This is a genomic window from Falsiroseomonas sp., assembly GCF_051860665.1.
Taxonomy (GTDB): domain Bacteria; phylum Pseudomonadota; class Alphaproteobacteria; order Acetobacterales; family Acetobacteraceae; genus Falsiroseomonas.
In genome coordinates this window covers 117,250-139,474 of the sequence record NZ_JBHYDM010000013.1, presented here as the reverse complement: position 1 = coordinate 139,474, position 22,225 = coordinate 117,250, and the positions used below count along the sequence as shown (strand labels likewise).

Genomic DNA, 22,225 nt, shown 5'->3' with positions numbered 1-22,225 from the left:
CACAATGCCTCAGCCGATCTCGAACATGCCCTCGACCTCGACCGCGGCATCGCCGGGAAGGGAGGGGACGCCGATGGTGCTGCGCGCATGCCGCCCGGCCTCCCCGAAGACCGCCACCGCCATGTCGGAGGCGCCGTTCATCACCAGCGCATGCTGCGTGAAGGAGGGCTCGCAGGCGATGAAGCCGCCGAGGCGCACCACGCGCTTCACCCGGTCCAGGTCGCCCACCGCCGCCTTCACCTGCGCCACCAGGTTGATGAAGCAGATCCGCGCGGCGGCCTGGCCTTCCTCGATGGAGACGCCGGCGCCGAGCTTGCCCGTGGTGCTGATCCTGCCCTCGACCAGCGGGATCTGGCCGGAGACGAGCAGAAGGTTCCCGACCTGGTTGAAGCCGATGTAGTTGGCCACCGGGGCGGGCGCCTGCGGCAGGGCGATGCCGAGTTTTTGCAGGTTGGCTTCGACGGTGCCGGGCATGGTTGGGTCCTTCGGATGGGAATTGGGTGGTCGCGGGTTGGTGCCCCCACCCTGACCCGCCCCCGCAGGCGGGGGATGGAAGCACGAGATTCTCCCTCCCCTGCGCAGCGGGGGAGGGTCGGGGTGGGGGCTTCCGCCGCGCCCCCTCTACCCCACCAGCTTCAACTGCCGCCGCCGCACCCGCGGCGCCGGGGTGGAGGGCAGGTCCATCGGCAGCAGCGGCAGCTGTTCCCCCGCATGCCCCGTGGCATCCGGCGCGCAATCCTCCTCGGAGGGATCGGCCAGGTCGCGCCGCCCGATATAGTCCAGCGCCAGCCGCCGGAAGGCCCAGTCGAGCACCGAGGTGGCGCGGCGAATGGCCGGGTCGCCCTCCACGGTCCCGGAGGGGCCGAAGCGGGTATAGGCATAGGCCTCGACAAAACTGTCCAGCGGCACGCCGGCGGCCAGCCCGATCGAGACCGCCTGCAGCATGGCATCCATCAGACTGCGATAGGCCGCCGATTCCTTCGTCAGGGCGATGGTCACCTCGGACAGGCGCCCCTGCTGGTCCTCCGCCGTGCGCAGCACCACCTTGTGGCCGCCCACCGAAACCCGCCAGACGGCGCCGGCCGGCCGCAGCGGCAGGGCGGCGGGGCGCTCGGGCAGCGGCGGCGCGGCACGGGCCGGGGCGGCCTCCGCCACCGGCATCGGCGGCGGCATATGCAGGAAGGGGGCGAGCGCCTGGGCCATGCCGATCCATTCGGCATCCGGCACCGGGGCCAGCAAGGCCTCCGCCGCCGCGCGTCCGATGCGCAGCGCGGCATGGGTCGGCACCTCCGCCACCCAGCCCTGGCGATCCAGCGACAGGCGCGTGGCGCCGGCGGCCGGCGCCAGGCCGCCCGTCTCCGCGCCCAGCAGCGCCTCCACGCAATCGGGCGCCGAAAGCGCGACCAGCGACTGGTGGCGCAGGCCGAGGCTGCCGGCGGCGGCATCCAGTGCGGCCCGCGCGGCCTCCGCCAGGCCGGGCACCACGGTGGCGCCGGGCGGGGCGGGGGCGAAAAGCGCCAGCGGCTCCCGCGCCCCCAGCCGCTCCCCGATCCGGCCCGACTCGGCCTCCGCCGCGCCGCGGGTCAGGGCGGCGATGGCAGCCCCCACGGCGCGCCCCTCCGCACTGCCATAGCGCAGGCCGAGCCCGGCCAGCAGGCCGGCGAGATCGGCGAAGCCGACCGAAAGCCTTGGCGCCTTGGCGCCCGTCGCGATATCCAGCGCGCGCACCGCCAGCGCCACGGAAGCGGCATAGCCCTGGGTGTCGAAGCTGCCATCGGCCTCCAGGAAGGCGGGCAGGTTCAGCACGAAGCGGGCGGCGCCGCGCGCCTCATTGCGCCAGATGCTGGCGCCGGGGGCGCCGCGCCGGGCCAGCAGCAGCGCCCGCAGGGCTTCGGAAAAACCATCCTGCGCCGCGGCATCGGCGAGCAGCCCGAGCTCCCGCCCACGCAGCGCCAGGCGGCTGATCCAGGCCTCGGCCAGCTTGGGGAAGACCACCGGGCCGGCGCCGGGGGCCAGCGCCGCCAGCGCTTCCGCCGCGGATTCGTCCCAGGAAACGGGCAGGGCGACGGGTCGGGGCGTCGCATCGGGCTCCGGCGCGGCGCGCAGCCGCCACAGCCCGACCTGGTCCCACAGCGTTCCGGCGAATGTCGTCATGCCGGAAGCCTAGAGGCCGCGCGGCCCGCGGGGAAGCGCATCTGGTGGGTGAATCTGCCCGCCGACGCAACATCCTGTGGACAACACAGGATTTTGCGCGCAGCGGCCGGTTGTGCGAAACTGGGCCTTCCCACAGATCATCGGGGCGGCCTCTTCCCGTGGCCGTGACCAAGGACCGCAGATGTCGCTGATGATGCGCCTGACCACCGCCCTGTCCGGTCGCAAGATCGGGACGGACCGCTTCGGCAATACCTATCACGAGTCCCGCAAGGACTTCCTGGCCTATGGCCGGAAGCGGCGCTGGGTGCTCTTCGCCGGCGCGGCGGATGCCACCAAGGTGCCGCCGGAATGGCATGGCTGGCTGCACCACACCACCCCGGCCCCGCTGCCCGAGGACAAGCGCCATCCCTGGATGGTGGAGCACCGTCCGAACCCGACCGGCACCGCGCTGGCCTGGCACCCGGCGGGCCACGACTATTCCGGCGGCCGCCGCCCGGTGACCACCGGCGACTACGAGGCCTGGACCCCCGGTTCTTGAGGCCTCCGGCGGCCGGCCTTCCGCAGCAGGATCAGGAACAGTCTCGATGAAGGGTCGCTCGATTACCGAGGTCCTGGCCGGCGCGGTGGTGCTGCTGGTGGCCTGCAGCTTCCTGGCCTATGCCGTCACCAATAGCGGCCGCAGCAGCTTCTCCGGCCCGGCGCTGACGCTGACGGCGAAGTTCGACCGCATCGACGGGCTGGCGCCGGGCGCCGATGTGCGCGTCGCCGGGGTGAAGGTGGGCAGCGTCGTGGACCAGCGGATCGATCCGCAGACCTTCCTTGCCGTCCTCACGCTGCGCATCGATTCGGGGCTGCGCATGCCCTCCGACAGCTCCGCCGAGATCGCGAGCGAAGGCCTGCTGGGTGGGCGCTTCGTCTCCCTGGTGCCGGGCGGGTCCGACCGCATCCTGGCCGAGGGCGGGGAGATCACCATCACCCAATCCGCCATCAGCCTGGAAAGCCTGCTGGGGCGCTTCATCTTCTCGATGACCGAGGGCCAGCCGAACCGCGGCGAGCAGGCCCCGGCAGCGCCCGCGGGCGGCCAGGCCCCGGCCCGGCCATGAGCCTCGACCCGCCGGCCAGCTGGCCCGGCGCGGATGGCGCGCCGCTGTCCTGCCGCGAGAAGTTGCGGGTGCTGGCCGAGAACCACCGGGAGGCCGCGCAGGTGCTGCGCGATGCCTTCGAGGATGCCGTCCTGATGGGTGTGGATGAGACGGCGATGCGCCAGGTGCTGGCCGAGCTGGTCGCCGCCCTGCCGAGCCCGAAGCGGCCATGAGGCGCCTGGCCCTGGCCCTGGCGCTGGCCCTGCTGGCCGCGCCGCTCGCGACCCCCGCCTCGGCGCAGGAATGGGTGCCGCGCCGCGTCGCGGTGCTGCAGGCGCTGGACAAGGTGACGGCGCGGATCACCGTGCTGCGCGCCACGCTGAACCAGCCGGAACGCTTCGGCAGCCTGACCATCAATGTGCGCGCCTGCCATGCGCGCCCGGCGGATGAGGTGCCGGATGCCGCGGCCTGGATGGAGATCAGCGACAGCCGGGCGGCGGAGGGGGCCAACCCCGTCTTCCGCGGCTGGATGTTCGCCGAGGCGCCGGGCGTGAACATGCTGCAGCACCCGGTCTATGACATCCGCATCCTGGAGTGCCGGGCGCAGTAGCCGGGCCGCGCCTCAGGACCCCAGCCTGAGGATTTCGGCCTGCAGCGCGGCGGGGTCTGGCGCGTCGCGCCAGCGCGCCGGCTCCTCCACCGCCTCCGAGAGCAGGCGCTTATAGGCCTGGCGCGGCACCTCGTGGCAGCCGAATTGCGCCAGGTGGGCGGTCTGGAACTGCGCATCCAGCAGGGTGAAGCCGAACAGGCGCAGCCGTGCCACCAGATGCACCAGCGCCACCTTGGACGCATCCCGCGCGCGCGAAAACATGCTCTCGCCGAAGAAGGCGCCGCCGAGCGCCACGCCATAGAGGCCGCCCGCCAGCACCGGCCCGCCCTCGCCGGGCATCCAGGCCTCCACCGAATGGGCATGGCCCATGCGGTGCAGCGTGCCGAACAGGCGCTCGATCTCCGGATTGATCCAGGTGTCCTCCCGCCCCTCGCCGGGGGCGGCGCAGGCGGCGATGACGCCCTGGAAATCCCGGTTGGTGGTGATGGTATAGGGGCCGGAGAGGACGGTGCGGCGCAGCCGGCGCGGCAGGTGGAACCGGTCCAGCGGCAGCACGCCGCGCAATTCGGGATCCAGCCAATAGAGCCGGTCCCCGCGCCGGGTCTCGGCCATGGGGAACAGCCCCGCGCGATAGGCGCGGAGCATCAGGTCAGGGGTGATCTCGAACTGGCGCCGGCTCACGCGGGCAGTATGGGCCATGCAATGCGGCTTCGCGAGGGCGGCCTGTTTCGCGACGCTTCGCGTGGAAGGGCCCTCTCCCCCATGGGGGAGAGGGCGGCCGCAGGTCATCCCTGCCGGGCGACGAACTTCTCGAGCCAGTGGATCGTATAGTCGCCGGCCTGGAATTCCGGATCGGCCACGATCCGCTGGTGCAGCGGCAGCGTGGTGCGGATGCCGGAGATCACCATCTCGGCCAGTGCCCGCTTCAGTCGGGCGATCGCCTCGGCCCGGGTCTGGCCATGCACCACCAGCTTGGCCACCAGGCTGTCGTAGTTGGGCGGCACGGTATAGCCGGAATAGAGCGCGCTATCGACGCGCACCCCGAGGCCGCCCGGCGCGTGGTACATCTCCACCTTGCCCGGATTGGGCACGAAGGTCTCGGGATCCTCCGCGGTGATGCGGCATTCGATGGCATGGCCGGAGAAGCGGATATCCTCCTGGGCATAGCCCAGCTTCTCCCCGGCCGCGACGCGCAGCTGCTCCTTCACCAGGTCCACGCCGCAGACCATTTCCGTCACCGGATGTTCCACCTGCAGGCGGGTGTTCATCTCGATGAAGGCGAACTGGCCATCCTGCCAGAGGAATTCCAGCGTGCCGGCATTGCGGTAGCCGAGCTGGCGCAGGCCCTTGGTGACCTGCGCGCCGAGTGCATCGCGCTCATCCGCCGTCAGCACCGGGCTGCCGGCCTCCTCCACCAGCTTCTGGTGGCGGCGCTGCAGCGAACAGTCACGCTCGCCGAAATGCACGACATTGCCGTGGGTATCGGCCAGGACCTGCAGCTCGATATGCCGCGGGCGGTCCAGGTACTTCTCCATATAGACGCTGTCATCGCCGAAGGCGGCCTTGGATTCCGTGCGCGCGACGCGCCAGGCTTCCTCCAGCTCATCGGCGCTGCGCGCCACCTTCATGCCGCGCCCGCCACCGCCGGCGGCGGCCTTGATCAGCACCGGGTACTTGATCTCCTCGGCGACCGCGCGCGCCTCCTCCAGGCTCTCCAGCGCGCCGGCGGAGCCGGGCACCAGCGGCACGCCGAGGGAGCGCATCGCGTCCTTGGCCGCGATCTTGTCGCCCATCATGCGGATATGCGCGGCGGTCGGGCCGATGAAGGCCAGGCCATGCGCTTCCACCATCTCGGCGAAATTCGCGTTCTCGGACAGGAAGCCGTAGCCCGGGTGGATCGCCTCCGCGCCGGTGATCGCGGCCGCGGAGAGGATCGCCGCCATGTTCAGGTAGCTGTCGCGGGCCGAGGGCGGGCCGATGCAGACGCTCTCATCCGCCAGCCGCACATGCATCGCGGTATTGTCCGCGGTGGAATGCACGGCGACGGTGCGGATGCCCATTTCCTGGCAGGCGCGATGCACCCGCAGCGCGATCTCGCCGCGGTTCGCGATGAGAACCTTCTTGAACATTACAGTGTCCTTCCGCCGCTGCGCGGCTTGCGGACGCCGGCTGGTTCAACGCATGCGTTGAACGACCTCTGGGCCTGCGGCCCGCCGGTCATCAGGCGGCTGACGGCTGGCGCCGTCATTCGATGATCATCAGCGGCTCGCCGTATTCCACCGGCGATCCGCCCTCGACCAGGATGCGGGTGACGGTGCCGGCGCGCGGGGCACGGATCTGGTTGAAGGTCTTCATGGCCTCGATCAGCATCAGGGTCTGGCCCTGGCTGACCTTGGCGCCGACCGTGACGAAGGCGGCCGCGCCGGGTTCCGGCGAGAGATAGGCCACACCCACCATGGGGGAGGTGACGAGGCCCGGATGCGCCGCATCCGAGACCGCCTCCGGCGCCGCCGCCACCGCGGCGGCCACGGGTGCGGCGGCGGGGGCCGCCCCGGCGGCCGGCAGATGCGCCACCTGGGTCACGGTGATCTGCCGCGCCACGCGGATGCGGCTGTCCTTCTCCACCAGCTCGATCTCGGTGAGATCGGTCTCCCGCAGGATCTTGGCGAGTTCGCGAATCGCCGCCGCGTCGAATTGCACGCCCGACATCAGGGCTCTCCTTCTTCGGCCACCAGGTCGGCAATCGCCTGCAGCGCCAGCGCATAGCCGCCGATGCCGAGGCCTGCGATGACGCCCGTGGCCGCCTTGGACACATAGCTGAGATGCCGGAATTCCTCCCGGCGATGGATGTTCGAGATATGGACCTCGACGATCGGCAGGTCCGTCGCCTTCAGCGCATCCATCAGGGCGATGGAGGTATGGCTGTAGCCGGCCGGGTTGATGATGATGCCGGCGGCGCGGCCGCGGCATTCCTGGACCCAGGTGATGAGCTCACCCTCGCCATTGGTCTGGCGGAAATCGATCGCCAGCCCCAGCTGCTCCGCCGTCTCGGCGCAGAGCGCCTCGACATCGTCGAGCGTCGCCGCGCCATAGATCTCCGGCTGGCGGGTGCCGAGCAGGTTCAGGTTGGGGCCGTTCAGGACGACGATCAGCGGGGGGTTCACGAAAGAGTCCCTGGGTTTCGCAGGCGGGCCGGGCTAGCACGCTCCGCTCCGCAGGGGCAAGCCGCAGCACCGGCCGCGATGGCAGCCTTGCGCCGGCCGCGTCTTGTTCACGGGCCCGCCGGCCGCCATCTTCGAGCCATGGCGGGGCAGATGATGACGGCGCAGATCGCAATCGAGGTGAATGGGGAAAGCCGGCAGGTGCCGCAGGGCGCTTCCGTGGCGGAGCTGCTGGCGCTGATCGGCCTGGCCGCGCCCAAGGTGGCGGTCGAGCGCAACCTGGAGATCGTGCCGCGTTCCGCCTGGGCCAGCACGCCGCTCGCCGCCGGCGACCGGCTGGAGATCGTGCACTTCATCGGGGGTGGCTGAGATGGACCAGGTGATGCAGGCCGAGGACCGGCTGGCCGATGAGGGCTGGACCGTCGCCGGCCGCCGCTTCCGCTCCCGCCTCGTGGTCGGCACCGGCCGCTACAAGGACCTGCCGGAGACCAAGGCGGCGATCGAGGCCTCGGGCGCCGAGATGGTCACCGTCGCGGTGCGGCGGGTGAACCTGTCCGATGCCTCGCAGCCCATGCTGCAGGACTTCGTCCCGCCCGACCGCTACACCTACCTGCCCAATACCGCCGGCTGCTTCACCGCCATGGATGCGGTGCGCACCCTGCGCCTGGCGCGGGAGGCGGGGGGCTGGAACCTGGTGAAGCTGGAGGTGCTGGGCCCGCCACCCTTCCTCTACCCGGACATGCAGGCCACCTTCGAGGCCGCCGCCGCGCTGATCGCCGATGGTTTCGAGGTGATGGTCTATTGCGCCGACGACCCTGTGGCGGCGAAGCGGCTGGAGGAGATGGGCTGCGTCGCCATCATGCCCCTCGGCGCGCCGATCGGCAGCGGGCTCGGCGTGGCCAATCCCTTCATGATCAAGGCGATCATCGCCCAGGCGAAGGTCCCGGTGCTGGTCGATGCCGGCATTGGCACGGCGTCTGACGCCGCGCTGGCCATGGAGCTGGGCTGCGACGCGGTTCTGCTGAATTCCGCCATCGCCCATGCGCGGGACCCGGTGCGCATGGCACGCGCCATGAAGGCGGCGGTGGAGGCGGGGCGGGACGCCTTCCTGGCCGGGCGCATGCCGCGCTCGCCGGCGGCAGATCCCTCCAGCCCGGTCACGGGGCTGATCCGCTGAGGCGGCGACCAGGCCGCCTATAGGGTCAGCGGCTCCATCATCTCGGCCGGCATCCGGACGCATTGCGCGGCATTGGGCTCGATGGCGGTGACCTCGCCCTGGGCGCTGATGAGCACGGCCGTGCTCTCGCGGAACTCACTCCCGAAGAGGGATCGCGCGCCGTAGCGGGTGCAGACCACCCAGCCGACCGCGGTGGTGCGCCGCGTGGACTCGACCACCTGGCCGTTCCGGACCAGGACCATGTTCTGGCTGCCCCGCATCGGCGGGCCGATCAGGCCATCGACGAAGCTGTCAGGCCGGGACAGATGCCGGCGGAGCGCGCCCTGCACCACCTCCCGCACATCCTTGGGCGGCCCGCTGGTCCTCATGCTGGCGGCGTCGACCTTCAGCCTGTCCCGCTGCGCCTGTTCCATCTGCGCGCAGCCGCCGAGCCCCAGCAGCAGCGCAAGCAGAAGTGTGCCCCCGGCCCGGGCGGTACGCGACCCGCCGGCAAGGGTGGGCGAAGAAGGGACCGGCATGGAGGCGACCTCGGAGGATTGTTTACGAATCCTAAAGCGGCCCGCTACCGCGCCACAAGCCGCGGTCCGGCGGCGGCAGAACACGATTCAGGCGGATTCGCCTGGACCTTGAGGGTTTTTCCGGAGCCATCCCGGCCCTCCCCGGGGGGCACCATGGCGGTTTCCGGCGCTTTAACGCCGCCCGCGGAAAAAAAACGGCCAGGGGGCGAATTTCCGCTTTCCCCCCGGGGCCGCCGCGCCTATATGCGCCGCAGACGCAAGTACGCACGTGCCGAAGGCCCCAGGCCCACGGAGCAGCCCGCATGATCGGGGTTGCCACCGCGGCGCAAGGTTAACGCAACGACGTCAGGCGTTCTGGCAACCCCGGCGGAGCGATCCGCCGGTTTCACTTGGTCGCTGGTTCGTTCGACCGTTTCGTCAATCTAGGGGCAGCCCCGCAGGGGCAGTCTCCACTGTCTGCAGGGGAGTACGGGCGCGATGAACCCGAAAATCGCTTCGTATCTGCGCGACCACGCGCCCGCCACGCCGTGCCTGGTGCTGGATGTGGATCGCGTTGCGCAGAACTACAGCCGGCTGAAGGCCGCCCTGCCGCTGGCGCGCGTCTACTACGCGGTGAAGGCCAATCCGGCCGCGCCTATCCTCGACCGGCTTTCCGCGCTCGGCTCCTCCTTCGACGCGGCCTCCTGGGAAGAGATCCAGGCCTGCCTGGAGGCCGGCGCGCGCCCGGCCGACATCTCCTTCGGCAATACGGTGAAGAAGGAGAGCGCCATCAAGGCCGCCTTCGCCGCGGGCGTGACCATGTTCGCCTTCGACAGCGAGCCGGAGCTGCGCAAGCTCGCCCGCTCCGCCCCCGGCGCGCGGGTCTATTGCCGCATCCTGGTGGAGAACAAGGGCGCCGAATGGCCGCTCTCGCGCAAGTTCGGCTGCGAGGCCGCGATGGCGAAGGAGCTGATGGTGAAGGCGGCCGAATGGGGCCTGGACCCCTATGGCATCTCCTTCCATGTCGGCAGCCAGCAGACCCAGACCGGCGCCTATGAGGCGGCGATCGCCCGTGTGGCGATGATCTTCACCGACCTGAAGGATGCCGGCATCAACCTGCGCATGGTCAACCTGGGCGGCGGCTACCCGGTGCGCTACCGGGCCGAGGTGCCGGAGATCGATGCCTTCGGCGACGCCATCATGGGCGCCATGACCGAGCATTTCGGCAATGCGCTGCCGGAGATGGTGATCGAGCCGGGCCGCTTCATGGTGGGCGATGCCGGCGTGGTCTCCTCCGAGGTCGTACTGGTCTCCCGCAAGTCGGAGGACGACCCCGTGCGCTGGGTCTATCTCGACATCGGCCGCTTCGGTGGCCTGGCGGAGACCGAGGGTGAGTCCATCCGCTACGCCTTCCAGACGCCGCATGACGGCAGCGAGGAAGGCCCGGTGACCATCGCCGGCCCGACCTGCGACAGCACCGACACGCTCTACGAGAAGTCGAACTACCGCCTGCCCATGGCGCTCGACGCCGGCGACCAGGTGCAGCTGCTCTCGACCGGCGCCTATGTGACGACCTATGCGAGCCAGGCCTTCAACGGCTTCCGCCCGCTGGCCGAGCACTACATCTAAGGCGATCCATTCGATCGGCCGGAAAAAATGCGGCGGGCGCGAGCCCGCCGTTTCGTTTTTTGGTGTGACTGCGCTAGATTGCCGTCATGGATGAAATCGACCGGAACCTCGTCGTCGCGCTGCAGGAGAATGGCGCGGCCGGCCTCGCCGAGCTCTCCAAGGTCGCCGGCCTCTCCGTCTCTGCCACCGCGGAGCGGGTGAAGCGGCTGGAGGAGCGGGAGGTGATCCGCGGCTGGCGGATCGACCTCGACCCCGTCGCCGCCGGCTGCCCGCTGCTGGCCTTCGTCTTCGTCGCCATGCATCCGGGCGATGGCGATGCCGGCTTCGTCGCCGCCATGAAGCAGCATGAGGCGGTGCTGGAATGCCATACCGTTACCGGCGCCTGGTGCTACCTGCTGAAGCTGCGGCTCGCCGATATCGCGGGGCTCGAGACCTTCGTCTCCCAGGCCGTGCGCGGCCAGCCCGGCGTGGCGCGCACCGAGACCATCCTGGCGCTCGCCTCGCCCAAGGAGACCGCGATCCTGCCGGTGGCCGAGGCGGAGGAGGAGTAGGCCCCCTCCGCCAGGATGCTCAGCCGTAGGCGATGCCCTGGGTATTGACGTAGAGGCTGTAGAGCGACCGGCTGGCCGGCATGAACAGCCGGTTCCGGTGCCGCCCGCCGAAGGTCAGGTTGGCGCAGCGCTCCGGCAGGTGGATATGGCCGATCGGCACGCCCTCCTTGCTGATGACGCGCACGCCATCCAGCTCCGGCGTGCCCATGCCCCAGCCGCACCACAGGTTGCCATCCACATCCAGGCGGAAGCCATCCGGCGTCTCGCCGTCCTTGCACTGGAAGAAGATGCGGTTGTTGGACAGGCGGCCGCCCTCGCCCACGTCGAAGGCGCGGATCACGCGCGGGCTGGCTGCGGCCTCCACCACATAGAGGATGCGCTCATCCGGGGAGAAGGCGAGGCCATTGGGGCGGCCGACATCGCCGCTGGCGAGCGTGATCTGCCCGCTGGTCCCGTCGATCCGGTAGATATTCGTCGGCAGTTCCGGCCGCGCCATCTCGCCCTCGTAGAAGCCCAGCACGCCGAAGGGCGGGTCGGTGAACCAGATGCTGCCATCCGACTTCACCACCACGTCGTTCGGGCTGTTCAGCGGCTTGCCGTCGAAGCGGTCCGCCAGCACGGTGATGCGGCCGTCCAGCTCGGTGCGGGTCACGCGGCGGGTCAGGTGCTCGCAGGTGATCAGGCGGCCCTGGCGGTCGCGGGTATTGCCATTGGGGTTGTTGGCCGGCTCGCGAAAAACATCGACGCGGCCATCCACCTCATGCCAGCGCATCAGCCGGTTGTTCGGGATATCGGACCAGATCAGGCAGCGCTGGTCGCCGAACCAGACCGGCCCCTCGCTCCAGCGGAAGCCCGTCGCCAGGCGTTCCACGGCGGCCAGCACCAGGCGGTAGCGGTTGAAGGACGGGTCGAGCACCTCGACGGCGGGATCGGGGTAGCGACCCTGCGGCGCCTGGGCGAGGGCGGGGCTGGCGGCGAGCAGGGCGGCGCTGCCGAGGCCGCGCAGCAGCTGACGGCGTTCGGATTTCATCTCGGGTTCCCTCCGTTTGCTGGGCCCCTTTTGCGGGGCTGCCGGGGTCACCCGGCCCGGCAAGGCTGCGCCGCCGCGGCGCGCCTTGCCTAGGCCGTTCAGCGTCGGCGAGGTCGCCTTACTGCGGCCGCGCGCCCATCGCGACCGTCCGCTCGTCCATCCGCGGCTCGTAGGTGATGCCGCGGCGGGTGGCCCAGAAATTCACCAGCTGGAACAGCGGGATCATCGCCGTCTCGCGGTCCACCATGGCCACCGCCTCCTGCAGCAGCTTCTCGCGTTCCGCATCGTCCAGCGTGCCGGCGGCGCGCGCCGTCAGCGCATCCAGCGTCGGGTTGGAGTAGCGGGAGTTGTTGGAGGCGCCGGTGCGGCGTTCGCGGTTATAGGTGCCGAAGATATTCACCAGCATGTAGCTGGCCTCCCCGGTCACGCTGCCCCAGCCGGCCAGGCGGGCGTTGAATTCCTGGCGCGAATTGCGCGAGGCATAGGTGGTCCAGGGCAGCGCCTCGACCTGGGTGCGCACGCCGATCCGGCTCCACATCTGCGCCACCGCCTGGGCGGTGCGCGAATCATTCGGGTAGCGGTCGTTCGGCGTGGCGAGCGTCAGCCGGAAGCCGTTCGGGAAGCCGGCCTCGGCCAGCAGGCGGCGGGCGCCGTCCGGGTCGTGGCGCGGCACTTCCACCGCCGGGTTGTAGGAATATGAGCCGGGCGGCAGCCACTGGCCGGTGGGCGTCGCCGTGCCCTCCATCACGCGGTCGGCCAGCGCCTGGCGGTCGATGGCGATGGACAGCGCCCGGCGCACCCGCGCATCCAGCATCGGGTTGCGCTCCAGCGGCCGGCCCTCGCTGTCGCTGACCATTACCGGCGCGCTGTCGGGGCGGGAGAAGTCGGTCATCAGGTAGATCAGCCGCAGGCTCGGGATCTCCGAGACCGTCAGCCGGCTGTCGCGCTTCAGCCGGGCGATGTCGGTGGAGGGCACCTGGTCGATCACGTCGAGATCGCCGGCCAGGATGCCGGCGGTGCGCGCCGCGTCATTGGCGACGAAGCGGTAGGAGACGCGCGACCAGGGTTCCGCACCGCGCCAATAGGCCTCGTTGCGGGCGAATTCGGTGCGGTCGCCGGGGCGGTAGGAGACCAGGCGATAGGGGCCGGTGCCGATGGCGGCGCGGCCGGCATTGTAGTCCTCCGTCCCCGCACCCTCGCCGACATGGCGGGAGATGATCTGGATCGAGGCGAGTTCCGTCGGCAGCAGCGGATGGGCGGCTGCCGTGTGCAAGCGGATGGTCAGCGGATCCACCACCTCGACGCGGGTGATGGCGCGGACGAAGCCACCGAAGCCGCCCGGGCTGTTCGGCACGTTCGGTGCGCGGCTGATGGTGAAGGCCACGTCATCGGCGGTGAAGTCCCGCCCGTCATGCCACTTCACGCCCGCGCGCAGCTTGAATTCCCACATGGTCTCGGACACGGCGCGCCAGCTTTCGGCCAGCGCCGGCTGGATGCGCGCCTGCGCGTCCTGCTCCGTCAGCCGGTCGAACAGGTGCATGGTCAGGCTGATATTGGGCGAGGCGTTGTAGAAATGCGGGTCGAGCGAGGTGGGCGAGCCGCCGATGCCGATGGTGAGGTTGCGGTCCTGGGCGAAGGCCACGGGGGCGAAGGCGGGTGCGGCCAGCAGTGTGGTGGCAAGGAGGGCCTGGGCGAGGGGGAGGCGAACGAAAATCATGCGAATGGTCTCCCGGAAGACATGAACGGGACGTTAGCCTAGCCGCATGAGGGGCAGGCTGCTACACAACGCGCTTCGGGGAAGTCTTCATTGAGGAGAGAGTGATGCGCAACAGCATCCGGGGTGCCGCCGTTGCGGCTGTGTCGCTGATGGCCGCGGGCCTGCCGGTGGGGCAGGTGCTGGCCCAGGGACAGACGCAGACGCTGAACATGGGCGTCGGCTCGCCGGTCACCTCGCTGGATCCGCACTACCACCAGTTGTCGCCGAACAACGCCGTCAGCGACATGATCTTCGACAAGCTGGTGAATACGGACGCGGCCGCGCGCAATATCCCGGGCCTGGCCGAAAGCTGGCGCGCCGTGGGTCCCACCACCTGGGAATTCAAGCTGCGGCCGAATGTGCGCTTCCACAACGGCAATGCCTTCACGGCGGAGGATGTGGTCTTCACCATCCAGCGCCTGCCGAATGTGCCGAACAGCCCCTCCTCCTACGCCGCCTATGCGCGGCCGATCGTGCGGATGGAGGTGGTGGACCCGCTGACCCTCCGCTTCCACACCGCCGAGCCCTATCCGCTGCTGCCGCTCGACATGACCAATGTCCGCATCCTGGATGCGGAGACGCATGCCAATGCGACGACGGAGGATTTCAACGCCGGCCGCGCCGCGATCGGCACCGGCCCCTGGCGCGTGGTGGCGCATCGCAGCGGCGACCGCATCGAGTTCGAGCGCAACGACGCCTATTGGGGCGACCGCCCGGCCTTCGCGCGGGTGAACTACCGCATGATCACCAATGACGCGACGCGCACCGCCTCGCTGCTCTCCGGCGACCTCGACTTCATCGACCAGGTGCCGACCAGCGACCTGGCGCGGCTGCGGCGCGACCAGAACATGGCGCTGTCGGAGACGGTGGGCCTGCGGCTGGTCTTCCTGGGCCTCGATCACCTGCGCCAGGCGAATGAGAATTCGCCCTTCATCACGGACAATGACGGCCGCCCGCTGGGCCGCAACCCGCTGCAGGATGTGCGCGTGCGCCGCGCGCTCTCCATCGCCATCGACCGCAAGGCGATCGCGGAGCGGGTGATGGAAGGGGCGGCCACCCCCTCCGGGCAGTTCCTGCCGCCGGGCACCTTCAGCCATGTGCCGGATGTGGCCGCGCCGGAATACGATCCGGACCAGGCGCGCCGCCTGCTGGCCGAGGCCGGCTATCCGAACGGCTTCCGCATCACGCTGAACAGCCCGAACGACCGCTACATCAATGACAGCCGCATCGCCCAGGCAGTCGGCCAGATGTGGACGCGCATCGGCGTGCGCACGGCGGTGGAGGCGCAGACCTGGGCCACCTTCGTCGGCCGCGCCGGCCGGGCCGAATATTCCGCGCATCTGATCGGCTGGGGCTCCAACCCGGATGGCAGCCACCCGCTGCGCAATATCCTGGCCACCGTCTCGCGCGAGCGGGGCTGGGGCGCTTCGAACCGCGGCCGCTATTCCAATGCGGAGGTCGATGGCATCCTGACCCAGGCGCTGGTGGAGCTGGACGAGTCGAAGCGGGAGCAGATGCTGATCCGCGCCCAGCGCATCGCGGCGGAGCAGGTGGCGGTGATCCCGCTGCATATCCAGACGAATATCTGGGCGATGCGTCGCGGCCTGACCCATTCGCCGCGGGTCGATGAACTGACCCGGGCGCAGGATGTGCGCCCGGCGGCGCGCTGACGCGGCCGCGAGGGCCCGGAAGGACTGAGGCATGAGTGTCTATCTGCTGCGGCGGCTGATCCAGGCCGCCGGCGTCGTGCTGGCGATGTCGATCATCGTCTTCATCGGCGTCTTCGCCATCGGCGACCCGGTCGAGATCCTGATCAGCCCGGATGCCGACCAGTTCGAGCGGGAACGCGCGGTGGCGGCGCTCGGCCTCGACCTGCCGCTCTGGCAGCAATACCTGGTCTTCCTCGGCAAGGCGGTGCAGGGCGACCTCGGCCGGTCCTTCGTCTTCAACGAGCCGGCGCTGCAGCTGATCCTGCAGCGCATGCCGGCGACGCTGGAACTGGCCCTGGCGGCGACCTTCGGCGCCATCCTCATCGGCCTGCCGCTCGGCCTCTATGCCGGGCTGAAGCCGAACAGCCTGGGCTCCAAGACCATCATGGCCGGCTCCATCCTCGGCTTCTCCCTGCCCACTTTCTGGGTCGGGCTGATGCTGATCATGGTCTTCGCCGTGCAGCTTGGCTGGCTGCCCTCCACCGGGCGCGGCGAGACGCGGGAATTGCTCGGCCTGCGCTGGTCCTTCCTGACCGCGGATGGCCTGGCGCATCTGGTGATGCCGGCGCTCAACCTCGCGCTGTTCAAGATCAGCCTGGTCATCCGCCTGACCCGCGCCGGGGTGCGGGAGACGATGCTGATGGACTACGTGAAGTTCGCGCGCGCCAAGGGACTCAGCCCCTTCCGCGTGACCTTCGTGCATGTCTTCAAGAACATCCTCATCCCGGTCGTCACCGTCACCGGCCTGGAATTCGGCAGCACCATCGCCTTCTCGGTCGTCACCGAAAGCATCTTCGCCTGGCCCGGCATGGGCAAGCTGATCATTGACAGCATCAACGTGCTCGATCGCCCGGTGATCGTCGCCTATCTCATGATCATCGTGCTGATGTTCATCACCATCAATCTCGTCGTCGACCTGATGTATTCGGTGCTCGACCCGCGTGTGCGGTTGGACAGCAAGTGAAGGGGGCCACGCCATGAGCGCCGTTGTCGGCCAGGGGGCTGCCCCCAAGGAAGCGAAGGTCGAGACGCCCTTCCAGCGCTTCGTCTCGGAATTCTTCGAATCGAAGCTCGCGGTGGGCGGGCTGATCGTGATCACCGCCATCATCCTGGTGGCGATCCTCGCACCCTTCATCTCGCCGCAGAATCCCTACGACCTGGCGGTGCTGGACATCATGGATGGGCGGCTGGAGCCCGGTTCGCAGTCCGGCGACGGCGCCACCACCTACTGGCTCGGCACCGACGACCAGGGGCGGGACATGCTGTCCGGCATCATGTACGGGCTGCGCATCTCGCTGACCGTCGGCGCCGGCTCCGCCTTCATCGCCTGCATGGTCGGCGCCTCGCTCGGCCTCGCCGCGGCCTATGCCGGCGGCAAGACCGACAGCCTGATCATGCGCATCGTCGACCTGCAGCTGTCCTTCCCGTCGATCCTCGTCGCGCTGATGATTCTGGCGTTCCTTGGCAAGTCGGTCACCAACGTCGTCATCGCCATCGTGGTGGTGGAATGGGCCTATTACGCCCGCACCGTGCGCGGCACCGCGCTGGTGGAGCGTAGGCGCGAATACATCGAGGCCGCCGAGTGCCTGGCACTCCCAAAATACCGCATCCTGTTCCGGCACCTGCTGCCGAACTGCCTGCCGCCGCTGATCGTCATCGGCACCATGCAGGTGGCGCGCGCCATCGCGCTGGAGGCGACGCTGTCCTTCCTCGGCCTCGGCGTGCCGATCACCGAGCCTTCGCTCGGGCTGCTGATCGCCAATGGCTACGAATACATGCTGTCGGGGAAATACTGGATTTCCTTCTACCCCGGCATCGCGCTGCTGGTGACCATCGTCGCCATCAACCTGGTCGGCGACCAGCTGCGCGACGTGCTGAACCCGCGGCTGCAGAAGTAAGGCGTCCGACTTGATGAACAACGCTGCGCCCACGCTGGAGGTGCGAAACCTCCAGACCCACTTCTTCACCCGCGCCGGCGTCGTGCGCGCGGTGGACGACGTCTCCTTCACCATCGGCCGCGGCAAGGTGCTGGGGCTGGTGGGCGAGAGCGGCTCCGGCAAGACCGTCACCGGCTTCTCCATCATGAAGCTGGTGGATGCGCCGGGCCGCATCGTCGGCGGGTCCATCCTGTTCCAGGGCAGGGACCTGGCGCAGCTGTCGGAGGAGGAGATGCGGCATCTGCGGGGCAACCGCATCGCCATGATCTTCCAGGACCCGATGATGACGCTGAACCCGGTGCTCCGCATCGACACGCAGATGATCGAGACGGTGCAGGCGCATGAGAAGGTGTCGGAAGCCGAGGCCCGCGCCCGGGCGCGCGATGCGCTGGGCATGGTCGGCATCCCTTCGCCGGAGGAGCGGCTGAAGTCCTATCCGCACCAGTTCTCCGGCGGCATGCGCCAGCGCGTGGCGATTGCCATCGCCCTGCTGCACCGCCCCGACCTGATCGTGGCCGACGAGCCCACCACCGCGCTCGACGTGACGATCCAGGGCCAGATCCTGGCCGAGGTGCAGAAGCTGTGCGCCACGACCGGCACGGCGATGCTCTGGATCACGCATGACCTCTCCGTGGTCGCCGGCCTCGCCGACGATATCGCCGTCATGTATGCCGGCCGCGTCGTCGAATTCGGCGATGTGGGGGAGGTGCTGGACAAGCCGCTGCACCCCTATACCCATGGGCTGATCGGCAGCGTGCCGTCCCGCAACAAGCGCGGTGAGCCGCTGCGGCAGATCCCGGGCATGACGCCCTCCCTCCTCAACCTGCCGGAAGGCTGTTCCTTCCGCGCCCGCTGCCCGCGCGCGGCCGCCGATTGCATCGTGATGCCCGAACTGCACCCCTGGCTGCCCGAACGCCTCGCCCGTTGCCACCACCCGCATCTCGAGGAGGTGGAAGCGGCATGAGCCAGTCCCAGATGCAGAGCCAGACGCAGGCGGAGGCGCCGCGCGTCTTCACCGAGACCGAAACGCCGATGGTCGAGCTGCGGCAGGTCTCGCGCCGCTTCGCCAAGAAGCTCGACATCGCGGCCAAGCTCGCCCGCAAGCTCGGCGCCGATGTGCGGGAGGAAGTGGTGCATGCCGTCGACCATGTCGACCTCCGCGTCCGCAAGGGCGAGGTGGTGGGGCTGGTCGGCGAATCCGGCTGCGGCAAGTCGACGCTCGGCCGCATCGTGGCCGGCATCCTGCCGCAATCCGAGGGCCAGGTGCTGTGGAACGGCCAGGACGTCTCCGCCATGCAGGGCGAGGCGGCCAAGATCGGCAAGTTGCGCCGGCAGATGATCTTCCAGGATCCCTATGCCAGCCTCAATCCGCGCATGCGGGTGGCGGACATCGTCGGCGAGGCGCCGCTGGTCCACGGCCTGACCACCCGCGCGAACTTCGACACCTATGTCGATGAGCAGATGCGCCGCGCCGGCCTCGACCCCGCCTTCAAGCGCCGCTACCCGCACCAGTTCTCCGGCGGCCAGCGGCAGCGCATCGGCATTGCCCGCGCCCTGGCCGTGGCGCCCGAATTCATCGTCTGCGACGAGGCGGTGGCGGCGCTCGATGTCTCGATCCAGGCGCAGATCCTGAATCTCTTCATGAAACTGCGGCGGGATCTCGATCTCACCTACCTCTTCATCAGCCACGACCTGGGCGTGGTGGAGCATCTCAGCGACCGCGTGGTCATCATGTATCTCGGCCGCGTGGTGGAGGAAGCACCGACGGAGCGCGTCTTCGCCAGCGCCAACCACCCCTATACCCAGTCGCTGCTGGCCAGCGTGCCGCGCATCGGCAACCGCAAGCGCGCCTTCGCGACGGTGAAGGGGGAGATCCCCTCGCCGCTGAACCCGCCGCCGGGCTGCCACTTCCATCCGCGCTGCCCGCATGCCTTCGATCGCTGCCGGGTCGAGGTGCCGAAGCTGCGGGAGGTCGCGCCCGGCCAGCGCAGCGCCTGCCACCTGAACGACGCCGCCTGATCCCCTATCGCGCCCAGTGGGAAAGCCGCGACCTGGTCGCGGCCTTCCTCGCCGGCCGTGATCCGGCGACGGACCCCGCCTGGGCCGGCAGCGGGGCGGCCGACCCCGCGGATTATGCCCGCTGGGCCGGCCATCTCTGCGGCTGCGCCTGCCTGCAGATGGTGCTGGGCGCGCTTGGCCGGCCGGTGCCGCCCATCCATGCCATTCGCCGCGAAGTGCAGGCGGCGGGCGGCTATGTGGAGGCGGCGGATGGCACCATCCGCGGCCTGATCTATGCCGGCGCCGTGGCCTGGCTGGCCGGTCAGGGCATCGCGTCCCGCATCCTGCTGGACCAGCAGGCGAGGGATCTGGCGGGGCAGGGGCTGACCATCGCCTCCGTCCATCCCGCCATCCGCTGGCCCGAAGGGCCGGCACCCGGCAGGGGCGGGCATCTGGTGCTGGTCTTCGGCACGGATGCGGCGGGCCGGCTGCGCTTCCACAACCCCTCCGGCGACAGCCCCGCCAGCCAGGAGGATGTGCGCCTGGCGCCCGAGGATTTCGACCGCTTCTTCGCCGGGCGCGGCATCCGGATCGGCTGAGGCCCGTCTCAGGTCCGCTTGGTCTCGGGCGCATTGCCGCGGCCGCGGCCGGGCGGGTCGGAGGGGTCGCTGTCCGTCGGGCCATCCGCGCCCTTGCGGGGCGAAGGATTGCCACCGCGCCCCGCGCCGGGCGGGTCGTTCGGGTCGCTGTCCGTCACGCCGGTGCGCGGCCGGCTGCCGCCACGGCCCTGGCCGGGCGGGTCGGAGGGATCGCTGTCGCTGGGCGCGGAGGGTGTTCCTCTGCCGCCGCGGCCGGCGCCGGGCGGATCGGTCGGGTCGCTATCCGTCACGCCGCTGCGCGGCCGGCTGCCGCCCCGGCCCTGGCCCGGCGGATCGGTCGGATCGCTGTCGCTCGTGCCGCTGCGCGGTCGGCTGCCGCCCCGGCCCTGGCCGGGGGGATCGGACGGGTCGCTATCGGTCAGCCCGCTGCGCCCGGGCGGGGCGCTGCCGCTCTTGCTGTCGGGCACGCCGCCGCCGCCGGACTTCGCGCCCTGCGCCCGCGCGGCCGCCCCCGGCACCGCCGCGCCGCCACTCGCCGCGGCCAGGCGCAGCACCAGAAGGCGGCGGCCGAGCGGGGATCCATCAGATGCGGACATATGGCGCTCCCTTGCTGCCGCCATGTTCACGGCATGGCGGCGCTTCGACAAGGGGAGGGGCTGGCGGCGCGCCTGCGGCCCTGGCGTGGCGAAGCCGGGGCAGGACCCTGAACAGAACATGAATGATTCCGCTTGTGTGCATGTTCTGTTTATGTTCCCATGGGCCCATGAGCAGCATCGCCCTCGACTTCCGCCACCCGGCCGGTATCGCCCGCGATATCCCCGCCGAGCTCTGCATCCCGCCGCGCCCCCGCGTGCTCGCCCGGCCCGCGCTGCGGGAGCCGGCCTGGCGGGAGGCGATGCGCTGGTCGCTGATCGCGCTCAGCGCCAGCCTGGCGGCGGGCGAGGTGGCGCTGGCCCTGTTCGGGCCGTAGGCCTCACACCGGCAGCGTCGCCAGGGCGGACAGCCCGCCGGTCGGGCGGTTGCGCAGCACCACGTCGCCGCCATGCGCGCGGAAGATATTGCGCGCGATCGGCAGGCCGAGGCCGGTGCCGCCGGTCTCCCGGTTGCGGCTTTCCTCCAGCCGGTGGAAGGGCTGGAAGACATTCTCCAGCTCCCGCTCCGGCACGCCCGGCCCGTCATCCTCCACCGCGATCCGCACCACCCCGCCCAGCGGCGATTGCAGCCGCAGGGTGGCGGAGCCGCCATAGGCCACGGCATTGCCCACCAGATTGGCCAGCGCCCGCTTCAGCGACCCCGGCCGCGCCGCCACCGTCAGGTGTTCCGGCCCGATATAGGTGATGAGTTCGGCATAGTCCGGGCTGGCATCCGCCGCCTCATCCGTCACGGTGCGGCAGAGTGCCGCGAGATCGACCGGCACCGAGGGTTCGCGCGTCGAATCATCCCGCGCGAAGGCGAGCGTGGCGGCGATCATCGCCTCCATCTCATCCAGGTCCGCCAGCATCTTCCGGCGCTGCTCGTCATCCTCCAGGAATTCGGCGCGCAGCTTCAGCCGGGTGATCGGCGTCTTCAGGTCATGGCCGATGGCGGCCAGCATCTGGGTGCGGTCGCCGACGAAGCGGCGGATGCGCTCGGCCATGGTGTTGAAGGCGCGGGCGGCGGTCGCGACCTCGGCCGGGCCGGTCTCGGGCAGGGGCGGCGCGTTCACGTCGCGGCCCAGCCGGTCCGCCGCCTGCGCCAGCGCGCCGACCGGCCGGGTCAGCCGACGCACCGCCCAGAGGGTGAGCGCCACGGCGGCCAGGGTCATCAGCACGAAGGCGATCAGGAAGGTGAAGGAATGCCAGGGCCGCGGCGGCGGCATTTCCAGCCGCAGGTTCAGCCAGCCCTGGTCGGGAAAGCGCAGGCTGACCATCAGCCGCCCGGGATGGCCATGGCTGGCGATCACCACCTCCCGCGGCCGCAGGCGGGGCGGGGCGAAGCGCATCTGGTCCAGGCGCAGCAGGCTGATCAACCCTGGCGGCGGCGGCGGGAAGCCCGGCTGGGCCAGCGCCACCTCGTCCAGCGTGATCCGCAGGCCCGGCGGCATGTCCAGATCCTCCAGCACCGCGCGCCGGCGCTCCGGCGGCAGCGGCAGCAGGCTGCGCCAGGCGCCGGCGGCGCGCTGGGAGATCTCCCGCGCATGCTGGAAGCGCTGCAGGTCCACGCGGTCCAGCGCATGGATGGTCAGCCCCGCCACCTGCACCAGGATCAGGCCGGTGATCAGCACCAGCGCCGTGCGCCCGGCCAGGCTGCAGGGCCATAGCCACCGCAGCGCCCGCCACACCTTCCAGTCGCGCAT

The 22,225-nt window shown here is 70.3% G+C and carries 26 protein-coding genes; 15 read left to right on the top strand and 11 right to left on the bottom strand.

Features of this window, described 5'->3' with window-relative positions:
* Nucleotides 1-9 precede the first annotated feature (9 nt).
* A complete protein-coding gene (locus ACTIF1_RS15195) occupies nucleotides 10-474 on the bottom strand; it encodes a RidA family protein (RefSeq protein ID WP_439597277.1) in 465 nt (154 codons plus the stop codon).
* Between the two features lie 147 nt (nucleotides 475-621).
* On the bottom strand, nucleotides 622-2,154 hold the full coding sequence (locus ACTIF1_RS15190; RefSeq protein ID WP_439597276.1) for a TSCPD domain-containing protein: 1,533 nt from the start codon (nucleotides 2,152-2,154) through the stop codon (nucleotides 622-624).
* Between the two features lie 181 nt (nucleotides 2,155-2,335).
* Here ACTIF1_RS15190 and ACTIF1_RS15185 point away from each other — a divergent pair, with 181 nt between their 5' ends.
* From ACTIF1_RS15185 to ACTIF1_RS15170, 4 genes are read left to right on the top strand one after another with little or no spacing between them, the layout of a single operon-like run.
* Nucleotides 2,336-2,692: an NADH:ubiquinone oxidoreductase subunit NDUFA12 gene (locus tag ACTIF1_RS15185; RefSeq protein ID WP_439597275.1), complete on the top strand. Its 357-nt coding sequence runs from the start codon at nucleotides 2,336-2,338 to the stop codon at nucleotides 2,690-2,692.
* Between the two features lie 46 nt (nucleotides 2,693-2,738).
* On the top strand, nucleotides 2,739-3,257 hold the full coding sequence (gene mlaD / locus ACTIF1_RS15180; protein WP_439597274.1) for an outer membrane lipid asymmetry maintenance protein MlaD: 519 nt from the start codon (nucleotides 2,739-2,741) through the stop codon (nucleotides 3,255-3,257).
* Nucleotides 3,254-3,469: a hypothetical protein gene (locus ACTIF1_RS15175; RefSeq protein ID WP_439597273.1), complete on the top strand. Its 216-nt coding sequence runs from the start codon at nucleotides 3,254-3,256 to the stop codon at nucleotides 3,467-3,469. Before mlaD ends, ACTIF1_RS15175 begins: the two co-directional genes overlap by 4 nt.
* Nucleotides 3,466-3,846 (top strand): DUF2155 domain-containing protein, encoded by a 381-nt coding sequence (locus ACTIF1_RS15170; protein ID WP_439597272.1) that lies wholly within the window; start codon nucleotides 3,466-3,468, stop codon nucleotides 3,844-3,846. Before ACTIF1_RS15175 ends, ACTIF1_RS15170 begins: the two co-directional genes overlap by 4 nt.
* Before the next feature lie 12 nt (nucleotides 3,847-3,858).
* Here the strand turns inward: ACTIF1_RS15170 and aat are convergent, their stop codons facing one another.
* The 4 genes from aat to aroQ form a co-directional block, all read right to left on the bottom strand.
* Nucleotides 3,859-4,491, bottom strand: coding sequence for a leucyl/phenylalanyl-tRNA--protein transferase (aat, locus tag ACTIF1_RS15165; RefSeq protein ID WP_439597297.1), 633 nt, complete (start codon nucleotides 4,489-4,491; stop codon nucleotides 3,859-3,861).
* A gap of 140 nt (nucleotides 4,492-4,631) precedes the next feature.
* Nucleotides 4,632-5,975: an acetyl-CoA carboxylase biotin carboxylase subunit gene (accC, locus tag ACTIF1_RS15160; RefSeq protein WP_439597271.1), complete on the bottom strand. Its 1,344-nt coding sequence runs from the start codon at nucleotides 5,973-5,975 to the stop codon at nucleotides 4,632-4,634.
* Between the two features lie 115 nt (nucleotides 5,976-6,090).
* Nucleotides 6,091-6,555, bottom strand: a complete 465-nt coding sequence (accB, locus tag ACTIF1_RS15155) for an acetyl-CoA carboxylase biotin carboxyl carrier protein (protein ID WP_439597270.1) — start codon at nucleotides 6,553-6,555, stop codon at nucleotides 6,091-6,093.
* Complete coding sequence (gene aroQ / locus ACTIF1_RS15150; protein ID WP_304816267.1) at nucleotides 6,555-7,010, bottom strand: type II 3-dehydroquinate dehydratase; 456 nt, start codon at nucleotides 7,008-7,010, stop codon at nucleotides 6,555-6,557. The genes accB and aroQ overlap by 1 nt, the downstream gene beginning before the upstream one ends.
* A gap of 138 nt (nucleotides 7,011-7,148) precedes the next feature.
* Between aroQ and thiS the strand changes: the two genes are divergently transcribed.
* Both thiS and ACTIF1_RS15140 read left to right on the top strand, forming a co-directional pair.
* Complete coding sequence (gene thiS, locus ACTIF1_RS15145; protein ID WP_439597269.1) at nucleotides 7,149-7,376, top strand: sulfur carrier protein ThiS; 228 nt, start codon at nucleotides 7,149-7,151, stop codon at nucleotides 7,374-7,376.
* A gap of 1 nt (nucleotide 7,377) precedes the next feature.
* Nucleotides 7,378-8,184, top strand: a complete 807-nt coding sequence (locus tag ACTIF1_RS15140; RefSeq protein WP_439597296.1) for a thiazole synthase — start codon at nucleotides 7,378-7,380, stop codon at nucleotides 8,182-8,184.
* 17 nt (nucleotides 8,185-8,201) lie between these two features.
* Here ACTIF1_RS15140 and ACTIF1_RS15135 read toward each other — a convergent pair whose 3' ends face one another.
* Entirely contained in the window at nucleotides 8,202-8,702 is a 501-nt protein-coding gene (locus ACTIF1_RS15135) for a hypothetical protein (protein WP_439597268.1), read from the bottom strand.
* Between the two features lie 477 nt (nucleotides 8,703-9,179).
* On the opposite strand from ACTIF1_RS15135, the gene ACTIF1_RS15130 reads away from it, so the two are divergent.
* Both ACTIF1_RS15130 and ACTIF1_RS15125 read left to right on the top strand, forming a co-directional pair.
* The gene (locus ACTIF1_RS15130) at nucleotides 9,180-10,310 is read left to right on the top strand and encodes a type III PLP-dependent enzyme (RefSeq protein WP_439597267.1); all 1,131 of its coding nucleotides are present in this window, start codon (nucleotides 9,180-9,182) and stop codon (nucleotides 10,308-10,310) included.
* Between the two features lie 86 nt (nucleotides 10,311-10,396).
* Complete coding sequence (locus tag ACTIF1_RS15125; protein ID WP_216836761.1) at nucleotides 10,397-10,861, top strand: Lrp/AsnC family transcriptional regulator; 465 nt, start codon at nucleotides 10,397-10,399, stop codon at nucleotides 10,859-10,861.
* A gap of 19 nt (nucleotides 10,862-10,880) precedes the next feature.
* On the opposite strand, the gene ACTIF1_RS15120 is transcribed toward ACTIF1_RS15125, so the two are convergent.
* Both ACTIF1_RS15120 and ACTIF1_RS15115 read right to left on the bottom strand, forming a co-directional pair.
* Nucleotides 10,881-11,891, bottom strand: a complete 1,011-nt coding sequence (locus ACTIF1_RS15120; RefSeq protein WP_439597266.1) for an SMP-30/gluconolactonase/LRE family protein — start codon at nucleotides 11,889-11,891, stop codon at nucleotides 10,881-10,883.
* Between the two features lie 118 nt (nucleotides 11,892-12,009).
* Entirely contained in the window at nucleotides 12,010-13,608 is a 1,599-nt protein-coding gene (locus ACTIF1_RS15115; RefSeq protein ID WP_439597265.1) for an ABC transporter substrate-binding protein, read from the bottom strand.
* Between the two features lie 104 nt (nucleotides 13,609-13,712).
* Here ACTIF1_RS15115 and ACTIF1_RS15110 point away from each other — a divergent pair, with 104 nt between their 5' ends.
* The 6 genes from ACTIF1_RS15110 (at nucleotide 13,713) to ACTIF1_RS15085 (ending at nucleotide 19,890) form a co-directional block, all read left to right on the top strand.
* On the top strand, nucleotides 13,713-15,317 hold the full coding sequence (locus ACTIF1_RS15110) for an ABC transporter substrate-binding protein (protein WP_439597264.1): 1,605 nt from the start codon (nucleotides 13,713-13,715) through the stop codon (nucleotides 15,315-15,317).
* 31 nt (nucleotides 15,318-15,348) lie between these two features.
* Complete coding sequence (locus ACTIF1_RS15105; protein ID WP_439597263.1) at nucleotides 15,349-16,320, top strand: ABC transporter permease; 972 nt, start codon at nucleotides 15,349-15,351, stop codon at nucleotides 16,318-16,320.
* A 13-nt stretch (nucleotides 16,321-16,333) separates the two neighbouring features.
* Entirely contained in the window at nucleotides 16,334-17,254 is a 921-nt protein-coding gene (locus tag ACTIF1_RS15100) for an ABC transporter permease (RefSeq protein ID WP_439597262.1), read from the top strand.
* A 13-nt stretch (nucleotides 17,255-17,267) separates the two neighbouring features.
* Nucleotides 17,268-18,257 (top strand): ABC transporter ATP-binding protein, encoded by a 990-nt coding sequence (locus ACTIF1_RS15095; RefSeq protein WP_439597261.1) that lies wholly within the window; start codon nucleotides 17,268-17,270, stop codon nucleotides 18,255-18,257.
* Nucleotides 18,258-18,268: 11 nt separating this feature from the next.
* The gene (locus ACTIF1_RS15090; protein WP_439597295.1) at nucleotides 18,269-19,312 is read left to right on the top strand and encodes an ABC transporter ATP-binding protein; all 1,044 of its coding nucleotides are present in this window, start codon (nucleotides 18,269-18,271) and stop codon (nucleotides 19,310-19,312) included.
* Nucleotides 19,313-19,470: 158 nt separating this feature from the next.
* Nucleotides 19,471-19,890: a hypothetical protein gene (locus tag ACTIF1_RS15085; protein WP_439597260.1), complete on the top strand. Its 420-nt coding sequence runs from the start codon at nucleotides 19,471-19,473 to the stop codon at nucleotides 19,888-19,890.
* Between the two features lie 8 nt (nucleotides 19,891-19,898).
* On the opposite strand, the gene ACTIF1_RS15080 is transcribed toward ACTIF1_RS15085, so the two are convergent.
* A complete protein-coding gene (locus ACTIF1_RS15080; protein WP_439597259.1) occupies nucleotides 19,899-20,486 on the bottom strand; it encodes a hypothetical protein in 588 nt (195 codons plus the stop codon).
* A gap of 167 nt (nucleotides 20,487-20,653) precedes the next feature.
* On the opposite strand from ACTIF1_RS15080, the gene ACTIF1_RS15075 reads away from it, so the two are divergent.
* Nucleotides 20,654-20,860, top strand: coding sequence for a hypothetical protein (locus ACTIF1_RS15075; RefSeq protein WP_439597258.1), 207 nt, complete (start codon nucleotides 20,654-20,656; stop codon nucleotides 20,858-20,860).
* 3 nt (nucleotides 20,861-20,863) lie between these two features.
* Here ACTIF1_RS15075 and ACTIF1_RS15070 read toward each other — a convergent pair whose 3' ends face one another.
* Nucleotides 20,864-22,225: an ATP-binding protein gene (locus ACTIF1_RS15070; protein WP_439597257.1), complete on the bottom strand. Its 1,362-nt coding sequence runs from the start codon at nucleotides 22,223-22,225 to the stop codon at nucleotides 20,864-20,866.

Coding starts and splice junctions, on each gene's coding strand:
- ACTIF1_RS15195 (WP_439597277.1), bottom strand. CDS start 474: ATGCCCGGCACCGTCGAAGCCAACCTGCAAAAACTCGGCATCGCCCTG.
- ACTIF1_RS15190 (WP_439597276.1), bottom strand. CDS start 2,154: ATGACGACATTCGCCGGAACGCTGTGGGACCAGGTCGGGCTGTGGCGG.
- ACTIF1_RS15185 (WP_439597275.1), top strand. CDS start 2,336: ATGTCGCTGATGATGCGCCTGACCACCGCCCTGTCCGGTCGCAAGATC.
- mlaD (WP_439597274.1), top strand. CDS start 2,739: ATGAAGGGTCGCTCGATTACCGAGGTCCTGGCCGGCGCGGTGGTGCTG.
- ACTIF1_RS15175 (WP_439597273.1), top strand. CDS start 3,254: ATGAGCCTCGACCCGCCGGCCAGCTGGCCCGGCGCGGATGGCGCGCCG.
- ACTIF1_RS15170 (WP_439597272.1), top strand. CDS start 3,466: ATGAGGCGCCTGGCCCTGGCCCTGGCGCTGGCCCTGCTGGCCGCGCCG.
- aat (WP_439597297.1), bottom strand. CDS start 4,491: ATGCTCCGCGCCTATCGCGCGGGGCTGTTCCCCATGGCCGAGACCCGG.
- accC (WP_439597271.1), bottom strand. CDS start 5,975: ATGTTCAAGAAGGTTCTCATCGCGAACCGCGGCGAGATCGCGCTGCGG.
- accB (WP_439597270.1), bottom strand. CDS start 6,555: ATGTCGGGCGTGCAATTCGACGCGGCGGCGATTCGCGAACTCGCCAAG.
- thiS (WP_439597269.1), top strand. CDS start 7,149: ATGGCGGGGCAGATGATGACGGCGCAGATCGCAATCGAGGTGAATGGG.
- ACTIF1_RS15140 (WP_439597296.1), top strand. CDS start 7,378: ATGGACCAGGTGATGCAGGCCGAGGACCGGCTGGCCGATGAGGGCTGG.
- ACTIF1_RS15135 (WP_439597268.1), bottom strand. CDS start 8,702: ATGCCGGTCCCTTCTTCGCCCACCCTTGCCGGCGGGTCGCGTACCGCC.
- ACTIF1_RS15130 (WP_439597267.1), top strand. CDS start 9,180: ATGAACCCGAAAATCGCTTCGTATCTGCGCGACCACGCGCCCGCCACG.
- ACTIF1_RS15125 (WP_216836761.1), top strand. CDS start 10,397: ATGGATGAAATCGACCGGAACCTCGTCGTCGCGCTGCAGGAGAATGGC.
- ACTIF1_RS15120 (WP_439597266.1), bottom strand. CDS start 11,891: ATGAAATCCGAACGCCGTCAGCTGCTGCGCGGCCTCGGCAGCGCCGCC.
- ACTIF1_RS15115 (WP_439597265.1), bottom strand. CDS start 13,608: ATGATTTTCGTTCGCCTCCCCCTCGCCCAGGCCCTCCTTGCCACCACA.
- ACTIF1_RS15110 (WP_439597264.1), top strand. CDS start 13,713: ATGCGCAACAGCATCCGGGGTGCCGCCGTTGCGGCTGTGTCGCTGATG.
- ACTIF1_RS15105 (WP_439597263.1), top strand. CDS start 15,349: ATGAGTGTCTATCTGCTGCGGCGGCTGATCCAGGCCGCCGGCGTCGTG.
- ACTIF1_RS15100 (WP_439597262.1), top strand. CDS start 16,334: ATGAGCGCCGTTGTCGGCCAGGGGGCTGCCCCCAAGGAAGCGAAGGTC.
- ACTIF1_RS15095 (WP_439597261.1), top strand. CDS start 17,268: ATGAACAACGCTGCGCCCACGCTGGAGGTGCGAAACCTCCAGACCCAC.
- ACTIF1_RS15090 (WP_439597295.1), top strand. CDS start 18,269: ATGCAGAGCCAGACGCAGGCGGAGGCGCCGCGCGTCTTCACCGAGACC.
- ACTIF1_RS15085 (WP_439597260.1), top strand. CDS start 19,471: ATGGTGCTGGGCGCGCTTGGCCGGCCGGTGCCGCCCATCCATGCCATT.
- ACTIF1_RS15080 (WP_439597259.1), bottom strand. CDS start 20,486: ATGTCCGCATCTGATGGATCCCCGCTCGGCCGCCGCCTTCTGGTGCTG.
- ACTIF1_RS15075 (WP_439597258.1), top strand. CDS start 20,654: ATGAGCAGCATCGCCCTCGACTTCCGCCACCCGGCCGGTATCGCCCGC.
- ACTIF1_RS15070 (WP_439597257.1), bottom strand. CDS start 22,225: ATGCGCGACTGGAAGGTGTGGCGGGCGCTGCGGTGGCTATGGCCCTGC.